General features: G+C 48.1%; 15 protein-coding genes, 1 tRNA gene and 1 other RNA gene. 11 read left to right on the top strand and 6 right to left on the bottom strand.

Going from position 1 to position 16,174, the window contains the following annotated elements:
* Positions 1-42 precede the first annotated feature (42 nt).
* Positions 43-408: an IS66 family insertion sequence element accessory protein TnpB gene (gene tnpB / locus IPM52_03865; GenBank protein MBK9290751.1), complete on the bottom strand. Its 366-nt coding sequence runs from the start codon at positions 406-408 to the stop codon at positions 43-45.
* Between the two features lie 4 nt (positions 409-412).
* Complete coding sequence (locus IPM52_03860; protein MBK9290750.1) at positions 413-694, bottom strand: hypothetical protein; 282 nt, start codon at positions 692-694, stop codon at positions 413-415.
* Positions 695-879: 185 nt separating this feature from the next.
* Between IPM52_03860 and IPM52_03855 the strand changes: the two genes are divergently transcribed.
* A complete protein-coding gene (locus tag IPM52_03855; protein ID MBK9290749.1) occupies positions 880-1,599 on the top strand; it encodes a DUF1211 domain-containing protein in 720 nt (239 codons plus the stop codon).
* Between the two features lie 384 nt (positions 1,600-1,983).
* Here IPM52_03855 and IPM52_03850 read toward each other — a convergent pair whose 3' ends face one another.
* The gene (locus IPM52_03850; GenBank protein ID MBK9290748.1) at positions 1,984-3,186 is read right to left on the bottom strand and encodes an IS4 family transposase; all 1,203 of its coding nucleotides are present in this window, start codon (positions 3,184-3,186) and stop codon (positions 1,984-1,986) included.
* Positions 3,187-3,555: 369 nt separating this feature from the next.
* Between IPM52_03850 and IPM52_03845 the strand changes: the two genes are divergently transcribed.
* Positions 3,556-5,100 carry a hypothetical protein gene (locus tag IPM52_03845; protein MBK9290747.1) on the top strand — a complete coding sequence of 515 codons (1,545 nt, stop codon included), beginning with the start codon at positions 3,556-3,558 and terminating at the stop codon, positions 5,098-5,100.
* Positions 5,101-5,150: 50 nt separating this feature from the next.
* On the opposite strand, the gene IPM52_03840 is transcribed toward IPM52_03845, so the two are convergent.
* From IPM52_03840 to ffs, 3 genes are all read right to left on the bottom strand, one after another.
* Positions 5,151-5,223, bottom strand: a tRNA-Lys gene (locus IPM52_03840).
* 66 nt (positions 5,224-5,289) lie between these two features.
* Complete coding sequence (locus tag IPM52_03835; protein ID MBK9290746.1) at positions 5,290-5,901, bottom strand: threonylcarbamoyl-AMP synthase; 612 nt, start codon at positions 5,899-5,901, stop codon at positions 5,290-5,292.
* A 63-nt stretch (positions 5,902-5,964) separates the two neighbouring features.
* Positions 5,965-6,062: signal recognition particle sRNA small type (gene ffs / locus IPM52_03830), an RNA gene on the bottom strand.
* Between the two features lie 178 nt (positions 6,063-6,240).
* Here ffs and IPM52_03825 point away from each other — a divergent pair.
* From IPM52_03825 to IPM52_03785, 9 genes are all read left to right on the top strand, one after another.
* Positions 6,241-6,783, top strand: coding sequence for a DUF4199 domain-containing protein (locus tag IPM52_03825; protein ID MBK9290745.1), 543 nt, complete (start codon positions 6,241-6,243; stop codon positions 6,781-6,783).
* A 10-nt stretch (positions 6,784-6,793) separates the two neighbouring features.
* Positions 6,794-7,318, top strand: a complete 525-nt coding sequence (locus IPM52_03820) for a DUF4199 domain-containing protein (GenBank protein ID MBK9290744.1) — start codon at positions 6,794-6,796, stop codon at positions 7,316-7,318.
* A gap of 7 nt (positions 7,319-7,325) precedes the next feature.
* Complete coding sequence (locus IPM52_03815; protein ID MBK9290743.1) at positions 7,326-8,282, top strand: glycosyltransferase family 2 protein; 957 nt, start codon at positions 7,326-7,328, stop codon at positions 8,280-8,282.
* Complete coding sequence (locus IPM52_03810) at positions 8,282-9,328, top strand: NAD-dependent epimerase/dehydratase family protein (protein MBK9290742.1); 1,047 nt, start codon at positions 8,282-8,284, stop codon at positions 9,326-9,328. Before IPM52_03815 ends, IPM52_03810 begins: the two co-directional genes overlap by 1 nt.
* Positions 9,325-9,999: a ribulose-phosphate 3-epimerase gene (locus IPM52_03805; GenBank protein ID MBK9290741.1), complete on the top strand. Its 675-nt coding sequence runs from the start codon at positions 9,325-9,327 to the stop codon at positions 9,997-9,999. The genes IPM52_03810 and IPM52_03805 overlap by 4 nt, the downstream gene beginning before the upstream one ends.
* On the top strand, positions 9,989-10,429 hold the full coding sequence (locus tag IPM52_03800) for a response regulator (protein ID MBK9290740.1): 441 nt from the start codon (positions 9,989-9,991) through the stop codon (positions 10,427-10,429). Before IPM52_03805 ends, IPM52_03800 begins: the two co-directional genes overlap by 11 nt.
* Positions 10,426-11,892 (top strand): aminoacyl-histidine dipeptidase, encoded by a 1,467-nt coding sequence (locus tag IPM52_03795; GenBank protein ID MBK9290739.1) that lies wholly within the window; start codon positions 10,426-10,428, stop codon positions 11,890-11,892. The genes IPM52_03800 and IPM52_03795 overlap by 4 nt, the downstream gene beginning before the upstream one ends.
* Positions 11,893-12,016: 124 nt before the next feature.
* Positions 12,017-13,792 carry a PAS domain S-box protein gene (locus IPM52_03790; protein MBK9290738.1) on the top strand — a complete coding sequence of 592 codons (1,776 nt, stop codon included), beginning with the start codon at positions 12,017-12,019 and terminating at the stop codon, positions 13,790-13,792.
* 5 nt (positions 13,793-13,797) lie between these two features.
* Positions 13,798-15,288, top strand: coding sequence for a succinylglutamate desuccinylase/aspartoacylase family protein (locus IPM52_03785; GenBank protein MBK9290737.1), 1,491 nt, complete (start codon positions 13,798-13,800; stop codon positions 15,286-15,288).
* Positions 15,289-16,174: the final 886 nt, after the last annotated feature.

The raw sequence follows: 16,174 nt of genomic DNA, 5'->3' as shown, positions 1-16,174 counted from the left end.
AAAATTACAGAATCAACCTGCTGGAAATGACCGCCTTAAACCTTAGTTTCCAACAAAATCATGTCGATAAAATCGCTTGTTTTTTCTTGCATTTTCCATTGAAATACCATTGATTATCATCACCAGCTGGCTATAGTCGAGCATCTGGTTTTTCACCCCATCCATACTTTGTTTGGGCAGTTGCAGCCTGCCTTGCTCGAGTCGCTTGTAAAACAGTACGAACCCTCCGGGTTCCCACCGAAGCATTTTGATGCAGTTGCGTGGCTTGTTAATGAAAATGTACAAATCTCCGCTCATGGGGTTTTGGCCAAGCTTGCTTGTGACCAGCCCGCATAAGCCGTCGAAACTTTTACGCATGTCTGTTGGCTCAAGGTAGAGAAAATACCTTGCCGAAGTAATGGAAAACATATCATCACATCCGGATTAAACATTTGAGCAGCGATACAGGGGTAGACAACGGCACATGTAGCTCAATGCCATTGGGATAACGAATCAACAGGTTTGTGCTACATGGCCCATTCAACTGCACAAAGCCTCCTGCTGCCTGCTCCTTTGAACGATACTTCTTTACCCAGTAACGCAATGTGTAAAGCTTCATCCCATTTGCCATTGCAAACGACCTTTGGCTTTGACCGCTTTGCTCCCACTGCTCAACCAAAAAAAACATCTTGTCTTTGCGCTCTTTACGAATCATATCCCAAAAATTTTAAGCGCAAATATCTGCAACCCAACCCCATCCTAAAATATGCTCGTGGCCGAAGGGTTACGCATATTTAACTTTTCAATAAGAAACCAATGAGACAAACATTTGTCTAATTGATGCAAATTGCGTGTTAACTTTTTGAGCATACTGTCCGAACCAATCAATCTGTAAATTGTATGAGTTATTCACTCCGTTCTGCAAGAAATCGCGATCCACGCATCAATTACCGGGGAACCACCGCCTCGCGTATCGACAACCTTACCGATGCCGTGTTTGGAATAGCCATTACACTGCTCATCTTCAACCTGATGAATCCCAACTCCTTTTTTGACTTGTTGCAGTTTACAAAAACCTTACCTGCTTTTATGCTCAGCATTGCAATGCTGATGCTCATCTGGAACGAGCACTCCAGGTTTGCAGAAGTTTTCTCGCTCAGGGATTCATGGCTTACAGTACTCAATACCGTTTTCATTGGTCTGATTATCTTTTATGTTTATCCGCTGCGTTTTCTCACCCTGTTTCTTACCAATCTATTCTTCGGAACCGATATAAGCCTGAATATCAGGGGCGCTCAAGTGCCACAGCTGATGATATATTTTGGTCTGCTGCTTTTTGCTGTGTATTTTATATTGTTTCTGATGAATGTCAGGGCCTTAAGGATTAAAACAACACTGGAAATGAGCGATTTTGAAGTACTTTACACGCATATGCAGCTTTGGCGGCTAGGCATCCTTTTTTCGGTGCCTTTGGTCAGCATTGCAACAACCATACTCCTGATGCAATGGTCGCTAAACTGGGCCGGATTTGTTGGTGGTATGCTTTATAACATTTATACCCCGGCAATGCTGTTATGGACAAAGCGATACAATGAACGAACAAAGATGGCACCGCAATAATTTTTTGAGCAGGAAGCCAAAATGTTGTTTTGCCTACGATCAATTTAGTGCCAAACTTAAGGATTGGCAGAATTAGTCATTAGCCGGCGCAACAACAAACCTAAATGTGTTGAAAACCAATCGGATTCTAATTGCGCGATGAATTACAGTTTGCCGCATTAAAACCCATTGAGAATTCTTTTGAAAACCCGGGCAATAAGCCATTGGCCGGTGGTGAATGTGGCCAAAATCCCGCTTTCGATCAGTAAATAATTATTTTTCAGACATCTGGATGGCTCAAGCTATTATTTATCACTATTATCCGACTAAATTTTAAAATCGCCATTTTTGTGATATAACTCACTGATTTACAGAAGTGGCACTCCTTTGCATCGATAGTGACCCCTACCAAATCAGATCCAATTTCATTTGAATGGCAGTACCTGGTGGACCAAGAGATTCAAATCCATATCCTCTTTTTTTACTTCTTAACAACTCAAATACATCCAACATACTGATCAAATGAAGCCGAACAAGTGATGCCACTACAGAAAAAGCTTTCTTTGTCTGGGCCATCTTTTGAACTACCGTCAATAGCAATTGAGCTATCAGGGTGCACCATACCTGTGTGCGGATGGCATTCTCGTTCTCGCCATAGAAATAATGCAGCTGAAAGTTCTGTTTCATCTTCTTAAACAAGATCTCAATGCCCCAGCGCTTTTTGTATAGAAATGCAACTTCTTCTGCTTCAATTTCAAAGTTGTTGGTCAAAAACTCATAATAACGATTCTGCTCATCCTGATAACAAACCTTGCGCAAATGCATTGTTCTTTTTTGATCATGTCGCTTTTTGCCGGTTTCATCCTCGGGATGGTAGGTGATTTCTATGGTTTGGTCTTTGAGCACTTTTGCCTGATGCTTTTTGCGATAATGCTGCCGATGGGTTTGGATAACGGTGTAAACGGCATTCTTCTTTAATCTGGTGACAAAATACACATGCTGCTGGCTCCAAAGGGCAAATTGATGGTAGTAGTTGTATGCCTTGTCAAAAACAATCATGCTGTGTGAGATCAACTCAAGGCTTTTCAAAAAGTTTTTGTCGTGCACCTTGGCTGCCGTGATTTTGATAAATCGTCCAACCGATTGCACAGCATCAATAAGCATATGTACTTTCAAGCCCCCTTTTTTCTTTCCATCACCTTTGGGGTTGCGCCCAAACCCTTTGAGTATGTCGCTAAATAAACGGATCGTGGTCGAATCAATCAACAAAACCTCTTTGAATGTCAACCCAAAGGTTCGGCTGTCCGACAAAAATGAATGGTATCTTTTAACCAAAGTGAAATATAACTCCTCAAAAAACGCACTGTCCCTGTTGCGCAGGCCATCACAGGCTGTGCTTTTGGCTGGAGATTTATCCAGCCCAAGGTGATTAAGCTTACCCTGAAATGCCCGCAACCCCTCACAGATCTCCGTCATCGAATCGCAACGGCTCAAAATGCCAAAGAGCATGGTAGTCAATTGTGTTCGTGTCTTGAATGCCTTGTAATAGCGGTCACTCTGGTGCTTGCGTATCAGCCCTTGCATGTCTATGCTGTTGAGCAGATTCAAAATTTGTTTGAAAATCGGCTGTCCGACAAATTTTATTTCGCTACTTTTACCCATGTTGTTGTTTTTAGTGTGTGAACTACAACCTTACAACATGGGTGAAACCTCCGGGGAGTAACCCCTTTTTTAATTTACCTCAAATTTTTAGTCGGACACTACTGATTTTTTTTCAACTTAACTGATGGTCTAAATTTTGGGGAGTATTATAGCGTAACAAAATTTCCGTGGTTGACGCCTTTTTGTGAATTACCAAAATTTTAGTCCGACAATTTACGTTTCGGTTGTTCAAGTTAAAAATTAGTTAAAACAATGATAATCAATTGACTAAATCTGTTTTGGGTTGTAAAATTGCACTGTGTAACCGACTATCTGATGAGACAAATTGCCGTTATATTGCTGCTTTTGCAATCTGCATTTGCACAACAGCCCGTCTGGTTGGTTAAGAGCAATTATCCCAACAGGCCTGAGGCTGTATCCCTTGCTTATCACAACAACCTGCTTTACCGGGCCGATGTGGCCGACACAGGTGGCACGGCCGCCATGGATGCCATCATATTGCGCCGCTTCAACCTGAGCGGCGACAATGATTTGCAAACCCGTATCACCGGCCTGGCCTCTAAAGTGGCGCTTTTGGCCAACCAGAGCGGAGTGATTGTTGCCGGATATTTCAAAAGCCTGCAGAGCCGTCCGATAATTCTTCCCGATGGCCAAACCCTGAGCACCGGCAGCAGCCCCAATGGTCTGCTCCTGATCCGTTTCAACCATGAGCTTCAAATGCTGGCCTACCGATTTTATCCAGCGCCAATCACGCCCGAAACTTCCACTGTTCTGCATGCTCAGACAAGCGGCATATGGGCGGTCTTGCCCGCAGGGACGCAGCCATACAACCTTGTAAAATTCAATTCTGAGCTGGACATAATAGCGGGCTTCGTGCATGATGCCCCAGTTACCTCCCTGGCCGGTGATGCCGAAGGTAACCTTTATGTGGCCGGTTCCTGTGCGCCCGCAAGTACAAACTTTAATGATGTAAATGTTTCATTCGGAGATGTTTACAACGGTTATGTGGTGCGCTACAATCCCCAGTTGCAATACGTGTGGCACAAAACCATGACCGACATTACCTGCTCGCATCCCAATGTGGTGGAGCATCAGGGGATTTTGTGGTATGCAGTAAGCGTATTTGGTGGTTCGTATTCAATTGATAATCAAACGATAAGCCTAAGCGGGAATGATGTGCTTATCGCCCGGTTTGTGTCGCAAACCGGAAACCTGCTGCATTTTGGACGACTCAATCAGAGTCAGGCGGCTGGGATGATTCTGACCGACAGAGCAGATTTTTTGAGCACGACCGACCAGGGCATGCTGCTTCTGAGCGGTAGTTTCTCCGGACAGGTGAGCTGGCCCGGGGGTTTCCAAAGCTCGAGCTACAATGTTAACTATAGGAAGCCATTCGCGGCCTTGTTGGCTGGAGGCGATGTGGTTTCTTTGTTCCATGCCGACTCGGTTTTCGGCAATTCCAATGTGTTTTCGAAGGCGGTTGATTTGGGTGGAGGTCAGATGGCCGTTGCCGGCCGGGGCAGCAGTTATGTGCATTTCAGTCCGTTTGCGCCAATCAGTCAGCCCTATGCAAGTATCATGCTGATCAATTATGGCATAACCGGATTGTCGGGTAAGCTGAATGAACCGAAAGTCAAGGCGCGCATGGAAGGGAGGGAGCTGCACATCGAAGGCACAAATTGCAGCGATGGAATGCTGATTGAATTGAGCGACCTTGCTGGCCGGAGCATGATGCAGATGCAAACGCACAGCTTCCGGATGGGTCTGAGCCCGCAGATAAAGACTGGTGTTTATATCCTGTCAATCAAATCGTTAGATGATAGATTTCCGATGTTACGGAAAAAAGTATTTCTTCCTTAAGCTGGAGATATAAAATGAAAAAAGCCGCCTTTTCGGGCGGCTTGTCGGTGTGATTTGTCCGGGACTCGAACCCGGGACCCTTTGCTTAAAAGGCAAATGCTCTACCGGCTGAGCTAACAAATCATCCGTTTTGAGGGTGCAAAAGTACAACAAATTTCTTTTGAGCAAACAAGCGAGCTCATTTTTAGTTCAAATTAATTCACCTTTGCCCTGACGGACAACCACAGGCTCGGGGCCAGTGCAGTCGACAATGGTGCTTGGCTGGTTTCCGCCATAGCCTGCATCGATCACAATATCAACCTTATCGCGAAATTTTTCATAGATGATTTCAGGGTCGGTGGTGTATTCGAGGATCTTGTCGTCGTCGAGGATGGAGGTGGTCATGATGGGATGGCCCAGCTCGCTCACGATGGCCTGGATGACTTTTTCGTCAGGTATTCTGATCCCTATGGTGCGTTTTTTGTTTTGAAACAGTTTGGGAATGTTGTTGTTGGCTTCCAGGATGAAGGTGAATGGCCCGGGCAGGTTGCGTTTCATCAGCTTGAACACTTCGTTCGGAATGGGGCGGGTGAATTCGGAAAGCAAGCTCAGGCTGTGGAAAATAAACGAAAAATTGGCTTTTTCCTTTTTGATGCCTTTGATTTGGGCAATGCGCTCGAAAGCTTTAGGATGCTTGATGCTGCAGCCCATTCCGTACACGGTATCGGTGGGGAAAATGACCACGCCTCCGTCGTTCAGGCAGTCAAGCACGGTTTGGATGTTGCGGGGCGAAGGGTTTTCGGGATAAATCTTGAGCAGCATGGTATTGTATTTTTGAGCGTTTTGTTCTGCTAAAATACAAATTCCACAGCCTGATAAAAGAAAAAAGGGTAAGCTGACATATCGCACCGCTCAACCATCTGCCCTTGCTTCCTTCCGGACCTGGGGGGGTTCAATGGGAGCTGGTCGTATGAGGCTTACCCGCTGCAAAAATACAACAAATTATTGCAACGCAACTGCTGCTTGCGAAATGGGGGTGCACTTAACTTCACTTGTTGCAGTAAAGCCCTGTAAACAAGAAGGATGCAATCTCAATCAAGGAGATTGTTTTTTTCTGTGGGTAATTTATCCTACCTTCGTTGTGGCAAAGCTAATATGCTGATGTACAAAACCTGGCAGTTTATTCTGGTCATGCTGGTGGCAGGCTTGTTTACCGGCCTGGTTGCATTTGTGGTTTATCTGGCCTTGCTCAGTTTTGTTCCGGCAGTGTTTTCTCCGGCATTTTTCCTTATTTATCTGGTTCCTTTCTCAGGCATGTGGCTGGCCGCTGTGAGCCTGCGCAATCGGTTCAACTACGGAATGCTTCGGTTCGGGCAGGGTTTCCGTATCAGCTTTGCTACAGGGTTTGTGGCCGCTGTCGTTTTTTCGGTGGCCATCTATTACATGTTTTCCGACATGCTGGCTTCGGTGCTCAACAGGCGCATCGATTTCCTTGTGGGGCAGGTGGTGCTCGATAATCCTTCGCTTGGCCTCGAAGAGCTCAACAACCGAAAGGAGCTTGTTCGTCGGATGCTGGCGCCAATGAGCCAGGCGCTTTACTTTTTTGCATTCAACTTTGCCTCGCTCCCGCTCTCGGCCTTCCTAATTGCTATCTTTGCCCGCAGACGTGGGCGCATCCTGGATGACGAAAAAACAAATCTTTAAATATATCCATATGAAAAACTTTCAGATTTCCGTTAAGTTCGGTTTGATCACAGGAGTTGTGCTCATTCTGTATTCTGCAGTGCTTTACCTGACCAATGCCAACATCTTCAGCCCCATGGTGTCGATCACCAGCATGCTGGTCAATTTTGTGTTCCTGATCGTTATGGCCGTATTAGCAATGAACAAAACCAGAGACGAGGTGTTTGGAGGGAAAATTACCTATGCCAATGCCCTGATTGCAGGTTTTTTGCTCATGATCGTTTCGGGCTATCTGGGTGCACTGTACAACTACATCTTTTCCACGGTCATCGATCCGTCCTACCTTCAGACGCAGCTTTCCAATTTTGTGGACACCATGGAAGGAAAGATACCCGAGGAAACGCTGGAAAAGATGATCGATTCGATGGAAGAAAACACCGATCCCTCACGCACGCTTAAGCGGTCAGTCTGGATGACACCAGTGTTTGCCCTGGTTGTGAGTGCCATTGCCGCTGCATTCATCAAAAAAGACAAAACCAACGATTTTCCTGCCTGATTTCATCATGGATCTTTCGATCGTCATACCGGTCTATAACGAAGAGGAGTCGCTTGGGGAGCTGGCCGGCTGGATCAGAAGAGTGCTTTCCGGACAAGGGCTTACTTACGAGATAATTTTTGTGGACGACGGCTCTCGCGATGGTTCCTGGGCAGTGATCCGCGATCAGGCCAACAAATGGCCCGAAATCAAAGGGATACGTTTCAGGCGAAACTATGGCAAGTCGGCTGCGCTCAACACTGGTTTCAAAGCCGCACAAGGCCGGGTGGTGATAACCATGGATGCCGATTTGCAGGACAGCCCGGACGAAATACCCGCCATTTACCAGATGATTGAAAATCAGGGGTTCGACATGGTTTCGGGCTGGAAAAAGAAACGTCGCGATCCCATAAACAAAACCTTGCCTTCGAAGATATTTAATCTGACCACCCGCCTGATCAGCGGCATCAGGCTGCACGACTTTAATTGCGGCCTGAAAGCTTACCGGGGTGATCTTGTGAAAAGCATAGATATTCAAGGTGAAATGCACAGGTATATTCCGGTGGTGGCCAAATGGGCTGGATTTGACAAAATAGGGGAGAAGGTCGTCGAACACCGTGAACGACGTTATGGCAAGTCGAAATATGGCATGAGCCGATTCATGAAGGGCTACCTCGACCTGCTTACCATTACTTTTATCACCAAATTCGGCAAGCGGCCGATGCACCTTTTCGGAAGCATTGGCAGCCTGATGTTTCTGGCAGGTTTTATCATTGCCGGCCAGCTGGCCTATGCCAAATTTTTCCATGAAGCCTACCGCATGACCGAGCGCCCGCTGTTTTATTTTGGATTGCTGGCCATGATTCTCGGTACACAACTTTTTGTCACAGGTTTTCTGGCGGAGCTGGTTTCGCTGGCATTCCAAAAGATGGGGAATCAATATTCAATCGCAGAACAAATTAATATTCAAGAAGATATATCCTAATGAAAATTCATCTCGTTTCCGGTGGTTGCGGTTTTGTGGGGCGCAACATGGTAAGGCGGCTGCTTGCAACCACCACCGATCATGTGTATATGGTGGATGACCTTTCGATTGGTCGCCACCCCTCCGAATGGCTGCCCGGCTATACCAGCACCATGCGCGGCGACCTGGAAGTCATCGGCCAGGATGAAAGGCTGTTTTTCTGGAAAGGCGATTTCAGGGATCTGCTGTTCGAGATGCGCCGTCGTCCCGACTATTTGCAAACCACCTATGGAATTGATTTTGAGCGATTCAGCGATGTTTTCCATTTTGCGGCCATCGTCGGTGGACGATTAAAGATTGAAGGCGATCCGATGATGGTGGCCCTCGACCTGAGCATTGATGCAGAGTTTTTCCATTGGGTTACCCAGCACAAGCCGGAGCGTGTGCTCTACCCGAGTTCGAGTGCGGCCTATCCGGTGAGCCTGCAAACCGATCAGGCTGCGGTGGCCTTGCGTGAAAGCGACATTGACTTCGGTGGCAACCTGGGCACACCTGATATGACTTACGGCTGGTCGAAACTCACCGGTGAGTTTCTGGCGCAGATTGCGGCAAAATATTACGGCATCAGTGTGGTGTGCATCAGGCCATTCAGTGGTTATGGCGAAGACCAGGAGACCTCTTACCCCGTGCCGGCCATAGCCGCACGGGCAGCCCGACGCGAAAACCCTTTCGAGGTATGGGGAAGCGGCAAGCAGGGACGCGACTTTGTGCATATTGACGACATCCTCGATTTCATCTTTGTGCTGCTCGACAATGTGTCCGACGGCTCGGCTTACAACATCGGATCAGGGAAGCTGACCAGCTTTATCGAACTAATTGAGCTTTTCGGCGATATTGCAGGCTACAAGCCCACCATTAAGCCTTTGCTCGACAAGCCCGTGGGTGTGCACTCCCGCTACGCCAATATGGATCTGGTATTCAGCAAGTTCGACTGGAGACCCCGCATCTCGTTGCGCGACGGCATGGAGCGGGTGTATCGCAGGCAACTATCTTTGCTTGGCAAATGAGTACAAAAAAATCACATCTGTTAGCCCCATCCCTGCTGTCGGCCAATTTTCTGGCACTGGGCCAGGACGTGGAGATGATCAACCGCAGCGAAGCCGACCTGATCCATTGCGATGTGATGGATGGCCTGTTTGTGCCAAACATCAGCTTTGGCATGCCTGTGCTGAAGGCCATCAGCCGTGTTGCAACCAAGCCGTTGGATGTGCACCTGATGATTGAGAAGCCGGAGCGCTACCTCGAAGCTTTTCGCGATGCCGGTGCACAGATGCTCTCGGTGCATTATGAAGCCAGCACCCATCTCCACCGCACGCTCGATCGCATCAGGCAGTTGGGTATGCAGGCAGGTGTGGTGCTCAATCCGCATAGTCCGGTCGAGTTGCTGACGGATATTCTGTCTTCTACTGACTTTGTTTTACTTATGTCGGTCAATCCCGGATTTGGTGGACAGACCTTTATTTCGTCCACTCTCGATAAAATACTGAGGCTCCGAAGAATGATTGACCAATGCGGCTGTTCGGTGCGCATCGAAGTGGATGGGGGAGTGGACAGAAACACTGCTCCGCAGCTTTTGCGGGCAGGTGTGGATATCCTGGTGGCTGGTCAGGCCGTGTTTGGCGCTGCCGACCCTGCTGCTGAAATTAGTTACCTGAAAAACCTTTCTTATGGCGATTGAATTGTTTGCTATCGGCTCGAACACTAAGGTTGATATGCCCGACTGGAGCGGACGAACTTTTCTCGTGGTGGAAGATACCGTCTCGAATAAGGCATTGATTGACACATATTTGCGTCGAAGCGGTGCCAACCTGATTTTTGCCTACACGGGTCTGGAGGCTGTGGAAGCGGTGCAGAATGAGAAAAACATCGAACTGGTTTTGATGGACATCCGCCTGCCGGAAATGAACGGCCTCACTGCCACACGCATCATCAAGCAACTCCGGCCCGATCTGCCACTGATTGCGCAAACCGCCTATGCCATGGACAACGACCGGAAGGCCTGTCTGGCAGCTGGTTGCGATGGTTTTCTGCCGAAGCCTTACCGTAAAGCTGATCTAATTAAAATCATCCAGAATTATTTACCCAACAAACCTGCCCAGGTGATATGAACGAAGTACTCAACACCTTGCAACCCAGTGGTATCTGGCACTATTTCAGAGAAATTACGCTCGTGCCACGCCCCTCGAAGAAGGAAGAACGAATCATCCGTTACCTCGTCGACTTTGCGGAACAACATAAGTTGCCTTACAAAGTGGATAAAGTGGGCAATGTGGTCATCAGCAAGCCCGCAGCAAAAGGATATGAGAACCGCAAAACCATTGTGCTTCAGAGCCATGTGGACATGGTTTGCGAAAAAAACAGCGATAAGGATTTCGATTTCGACAACGACCCCATTGAGGTAAAAGTCGAAAATGGATGGGTGAAAGCCAATGGCACCACCCTGGGCGCCGACGATGGCATTGGGATGGCTTGCCAGCTTGCCATCCTGGCTGACAGCAGCATTGCACACGGCCCCATCGAATGCCTGTTTACAGTGGACGAAGAGACCGGATTAACAGGCGCTTTTGCCCTAGAATCCAATCTGTTGGAAGGTCGCATCCTGCTCAACCTCGACTCGGAAGACGAAGGGGAGTTGTTCATCGGATGTGCCGGCGGGAAGGATACCGTAATCAAGCTTCCTTACCGTCTTGAACCGGCTCCGGAAGGGCAGGTGGCTGTAGAAATTAATGTGGGTGGGCTCAAAGGCGGACACTCAGGCGATGATATCCACAAAGGCCTGGGGAATGCCAACAAAATACTGAACCGGATGCTTTGGGAAGCTGATAGGAACTTTGACATCCGGCTTGCCTTTGTTGAGGGAGGCAACCTGCGCAATGCCATAGCACGCGAAGCCAGAGCTGTGTTCCTGATCGAACCCGGGCAAAAAGATTCGCTCGTGCAAAAGCTCGGGAAGCTCGCTTCCGATATCCGCAATGAGTACCATGTTTCTGATGGCGGTTTATTCATCCAGATCAATATCCCGGATGAAACGCCTGCACAGGTGGTTGATGCCGAGGCCCAGCACAAATTAATCCGTAGCCTGTATGCCTGTCCGCATGGGGTGATTGCCTATTCGCAAACCATACCCGGATTTGTGGAAACCAGCACCAACCTGGCTTCCATCCGCATGAAGGAAGACCACTTCCTCATAGCCACAAGTCAGCGCAGCTCGGTAGAGTCGGCAAAAAGCGACATTGCCAACATGGTCAGGGCGGTATTTGAGCTTGCCGGGGCCGAAGTTACCCACAGCAACGGCTATCCCGGCTGGACACCCAATCCGGAATCAAAAATCCGGGAAATCACCGAAAGTGCCTACAATCAGCTCTTTAACATGGCGCCAAAGGTTAAGGCAATACATGCCGGACTGGAGTGTGGCATCATCGGTGACAAGTATCCCGGCATGGATATGATTTCGTTTGGGCCAACCATACGAGGTGCACATTCGCCAGACGAACGCATTGAAATTGCATCGGTGCAGAAGTTCTGGGATCTGACCCTCGAAGTGCTCAAAAGTGCACCTGTTGCTGATTGACATTTAAGTTGTTTTACTTTCAGACAATATCTCAGGCTGAAAGTGAAATAAACGGGTAAAATTTTTCAACTCTTGTTCAATCCCTGAACTTTGGCTTACCTTTGCTCAAGTGAGCCAAAGTATCATGCAACTCAATGCTTACGCCATAGTATTGCTGCTGCCAGCTCTGGTGTCTGCTTTACTTGCATATGAAGCAGCGAAAAAGCGTTATGCGCCAAGAGGCAGAATATTTGCCCTGTCCATGCTTTCCATTGCCGTCTGGTCGTTCACCTATGCCATGGAGCTGGCTTCGACCACCCAGGCCATGATGCAGTTCTGGCTTAAGCTGGAATACTTGGCCATTCCCTGGGTCTCGTTGCTGATGCTTTTGGTCATTCTCAACTATGCCGGCATCGAAACCACCATTCGAAGCAGCCATGTGGGGTATCTGGCCATTATTCCCTCAATTACCATGTTCCTGGCAATTACCCACGAACATCATCAGCTGTATTACAAAAGCGTGGAGTTAAGTCGGGATGGGCCGATACCATTGCTTCGTCTTGAGATTGGTTTTTGGTACTATGTCCACGTGATCTATTCCTATCTGTTGAATATTTATGCGCTGGCTGTGCTGTTGAAAAAGCTTTTCCAGCAGCGTTCGTTGTTTCGCAATCAGCTGGCTTTGCTGCTGTTGGCTGTTTTTGTGCCTTTATTTGCATTTACCCTTTATTTTACCGGCCTTATGCCCATCAAGAACATCGACCCCACCCCATTTGCCTTCACTGTTTCGGGTTTGCTGATGTCGGTGAGCATCCTCAGGTTCAGGATGCTCGATCTGATGCCAATTGCGCGGGAACATGTGTTCAAAAGCATGGGCGATGGGCTGCTAGTGATTGACAAAAAAATGAGGCTGGTTGACTGCAACCCGATGGCCGATCGGATGTTTGGCTGGCCCAAAGCCCCTTTTGGCAAGGCGATTGATGAATTGTGGCCGGGCTATGATGAACTGCTCCAGTTGTGCCATACACCCGGCGAAGGCCTGATAGAACTCCGTCTTGGCAGTAAAGAAGGAGAACGCATCACGCTGGTAAGCTCGTCGGACATTCTCAACCATAAAAAGCAAGTAATGGGGAAGCTGCTCATCGTGCACGATATCACCCAACGTTACAAACTGCAGGAAGCAGTACGCAACAGCGAAAGCCAGCTCAGGGAACTCAATGCACAAAAAGACAAGCTTTTCTCTATCATTGCACACGACCTGCGCAGCCCGATCAGCGCTTTTATGAATCTGACCGGACTTTTTGTGGAAGACATTAATGACATGAGTCGGGAAGAGATGAAGGAAATTGCTGTGGGCATGAACCGTTCGGCTGAATCGCTGTACGGCCTGCTTGACAACCTGCTGCAGTGGTCGCGCATGCAACGCAACGAGGTGGTCATTCGTCCGGAAATGGTTGAAATCACGGGAGTTGTTGATCGCACCCTGGAACTGAATGGCGAGGCCGTTGGAAGAAAACGGCTGGACGTAAAACTGCATATACCGGCCGGTTTGAAAGTGTTTGTGGACGAAAACATGTTTTTCACCATCCTGCGCAACCTGGTGTCGAATGCCATCAAGTTCACCCCTACAGGTGGGAGCATCCAAATACGAGCTTTCCGAAACCCGGATGGATATGTTTCCATTGAGGTGACCGACACCGGTATTGGCATGACGCAGGAAATGATCGATAAATTATTTGTGCTCGACAGTAAGGTCAACCGTCCTGGCACCGATGGTGAACCAAGCACCGGCCTGGGGCTCATTTTGTGCAAGGACTTTGCAGAGCGCAATAAAGGCCGGTTGATGGTGGGCAGCAAACCAGGAGAGGGATCTACTTTTACCCTGATCTTGCCCGACGGCAAACCGGAATCAATTTCCTGATGTTTATGAGACTTCTAAAGCGGTCGATTGTCCTGGTTCTCATTGTTTTATTGTCTTTGCTGCAGCACGCCTGCAAGCAGCGCAACAGCTGGCTCACACCAGCCGAAACGGTCGCCTACACACAACTGACAAGCAACAGCGAGGCCTTGCACTTTCTCGAACGATGTGCAGAAAAGCATCCGGCAATTAGGCTGGAGATCAATGCATTGAACGATACCCTCCTGTTTCCAATAGTTTATTTTTCTGATACCACCCTCAACGAGGACAATCATATCCGCATCATGTTGCTTGCCGGGCAGCACGGCAACGAACCTGCCGGAATGGAGGGGCTTTTGCGTCTGACCGGGTTGCTGGCCGAAGGTAAACACGACCATTGGCTGAAACATGCCTCAGTTGTTATGCTTCCCATGTGCAACCCCATGGGACTGGCCTTGCACCAGAGGCGCAATGCCATGGGCGGCGACCTGAACCGCGACCATTTGCTGTTGCAACAACCCGAAACCCGCATCATCCAGGAGGTGTTCGACAAATTCGATCCGCATTTTACTGCCGACTTTCATGAATATTACCCTTATGGCCACACCTGGGAGGCCTTTGGCTACCTGCGCAACTTCGACATCCAGCTGGGCGGGCCAACAAATCTCAACACCAGCGAAGAAATACGCTATGCCTTCGCAAACCGCCTGCTTCCGTATGTGGAGCGCAGGCTGCGTTCGTACGATTATAGTTTCTTCGAATACACATTAGGACACCTGCCTTCAGGCGAGCGAATGCGGCGCAGCACAACAGATATTGACGACGGGCGGCAGAGCTTTGCCATCACAGGTACATTTTCGGTCATCGTGGAAGGAATGAATGGCCGCGATTCGCTACACAGGCTTGAGCGGCGTGCACACAGCCAGATGCTTACAGCCGAGGCATTGATTTCGTGGGCAGTACAGAACCGCAAGGAAGTTGTTGCGATGGTTGAAGATGCACGCAATATGATACAAGAGCTGCCGGTTCCGGTTTCCATACGACAGGAGCATTTCCCCGACGGAAAGGCGCTGGCTTATCCGCTCCGCTCGCTGGCCACCGGAAACGACACCGTGTTCCTTGTCGAAAATTACCACAATAAAGTGGTCTCCACACTCGATGTCATGCCTCCCAAAGGCTACCTCATTCCAAAAAATGAGCCGCTACTGAAAGATTGGTTAAACAGAAACAGCTTCATTTCAACAGGCTTTAGCCCTGAGGAAGGTCAGGTAAGCAGGTATCGCTTTTCAGGTTTTGTTGAAAGTGTGGATGAAGAAATAGCCAATCAACTGGCATTGGTGGAAAAGGAATATTTACAGGGCGTTGATTTTCAAAGTTATATCTACGTTCCGCTCAATCAGATATACAACCTCAGGCTGATACTCGCCCTGGAGCCTCAATCAATGTATGGGCTTATCAATTACAAAGAATTTGCTGAGCTCAGGCAACGAAGCCATTGGCCGGTGCTCCGGCTTGAATAAGTGAGCTTTGGTTTTAATTTCATGATTTTACCATGCCTCCTCAACCTTTTCAAGGGGGCATTTCATTTTATAACTTGTTTAACGGAATAGAACCACGTTAATCTGATGATTGGATTTTTGATTCGGACCAGGTATGTTTGTATCTGAAAACAAGCCTTTGTGGCTGAATCCGGCTGTTGGCACAGGAATGTCTGTTTTCGGTCAAATTGCTCAGGAGGCATGGTAAAATACCGGACTCCAGTTTCGTGGGATTGTAAGCTTGAACTAAAAAGAAACTGGCGTTTCAATATTACGTGTGATAATTTTTTTATCTGGAAATTACCAACACAGAGATACACGGAGAGAGAAACTCCGTGCCCCTCTGTGCCCACTCTGGTAAATAAAACCTGTGCCCCTCTGTGCCCTATGTGGTTAAAAAACAATTCACCACAGAGAACACAGAGATACACAGAGAGAGAGAAACTCTGTGCCCCTCTGTGCCCTTTGTGGTTAAAAAAACCTTTGTGGCCCTCTGCGCCCTATGTGGTTAAAAAACAATTCACCACAGAGAACACAGAGATACACAAAGAGAGAGAAACTCTGTGCCCCTCTGTGCCCTCTGTGGTAAAAAAACTCTGTGCCCCTCCGTGTCCTCTGTGGTTAAAAAACAATTCACCACAGAGAACACAGAGATACACAGAGAGAGAGAAACTCTGTGCCCCTCTGTGCCCTCTGTGGTAAAAAAAACTCTGTGCCCCTCCGTGTCCTCTGTGGTTAAAAAACTCTCTATGCCCCTCCATGCCCTCACTTCCCAGGTATGGTATTTATTTGTCCATTTCTTACAGCTGGAAAAAGAAGAATGATCAGAAAAACTGCAAAAATGACATAAATATATTTTTACAAAATT

This window comes from Bacteroidota bacterium (assembly GCA_016715945.1).
Classification (GTDB): domain Bacteria; phylum Bacteroidota; class Bacteroidia; order Bacteroidales; family F082; genus JALNZU01.
The sequence above is the reverse complement of the archived record's forward strand: the minus strand, read 5'-3'. Positions and strand labels throughout refer to the sequence as shown.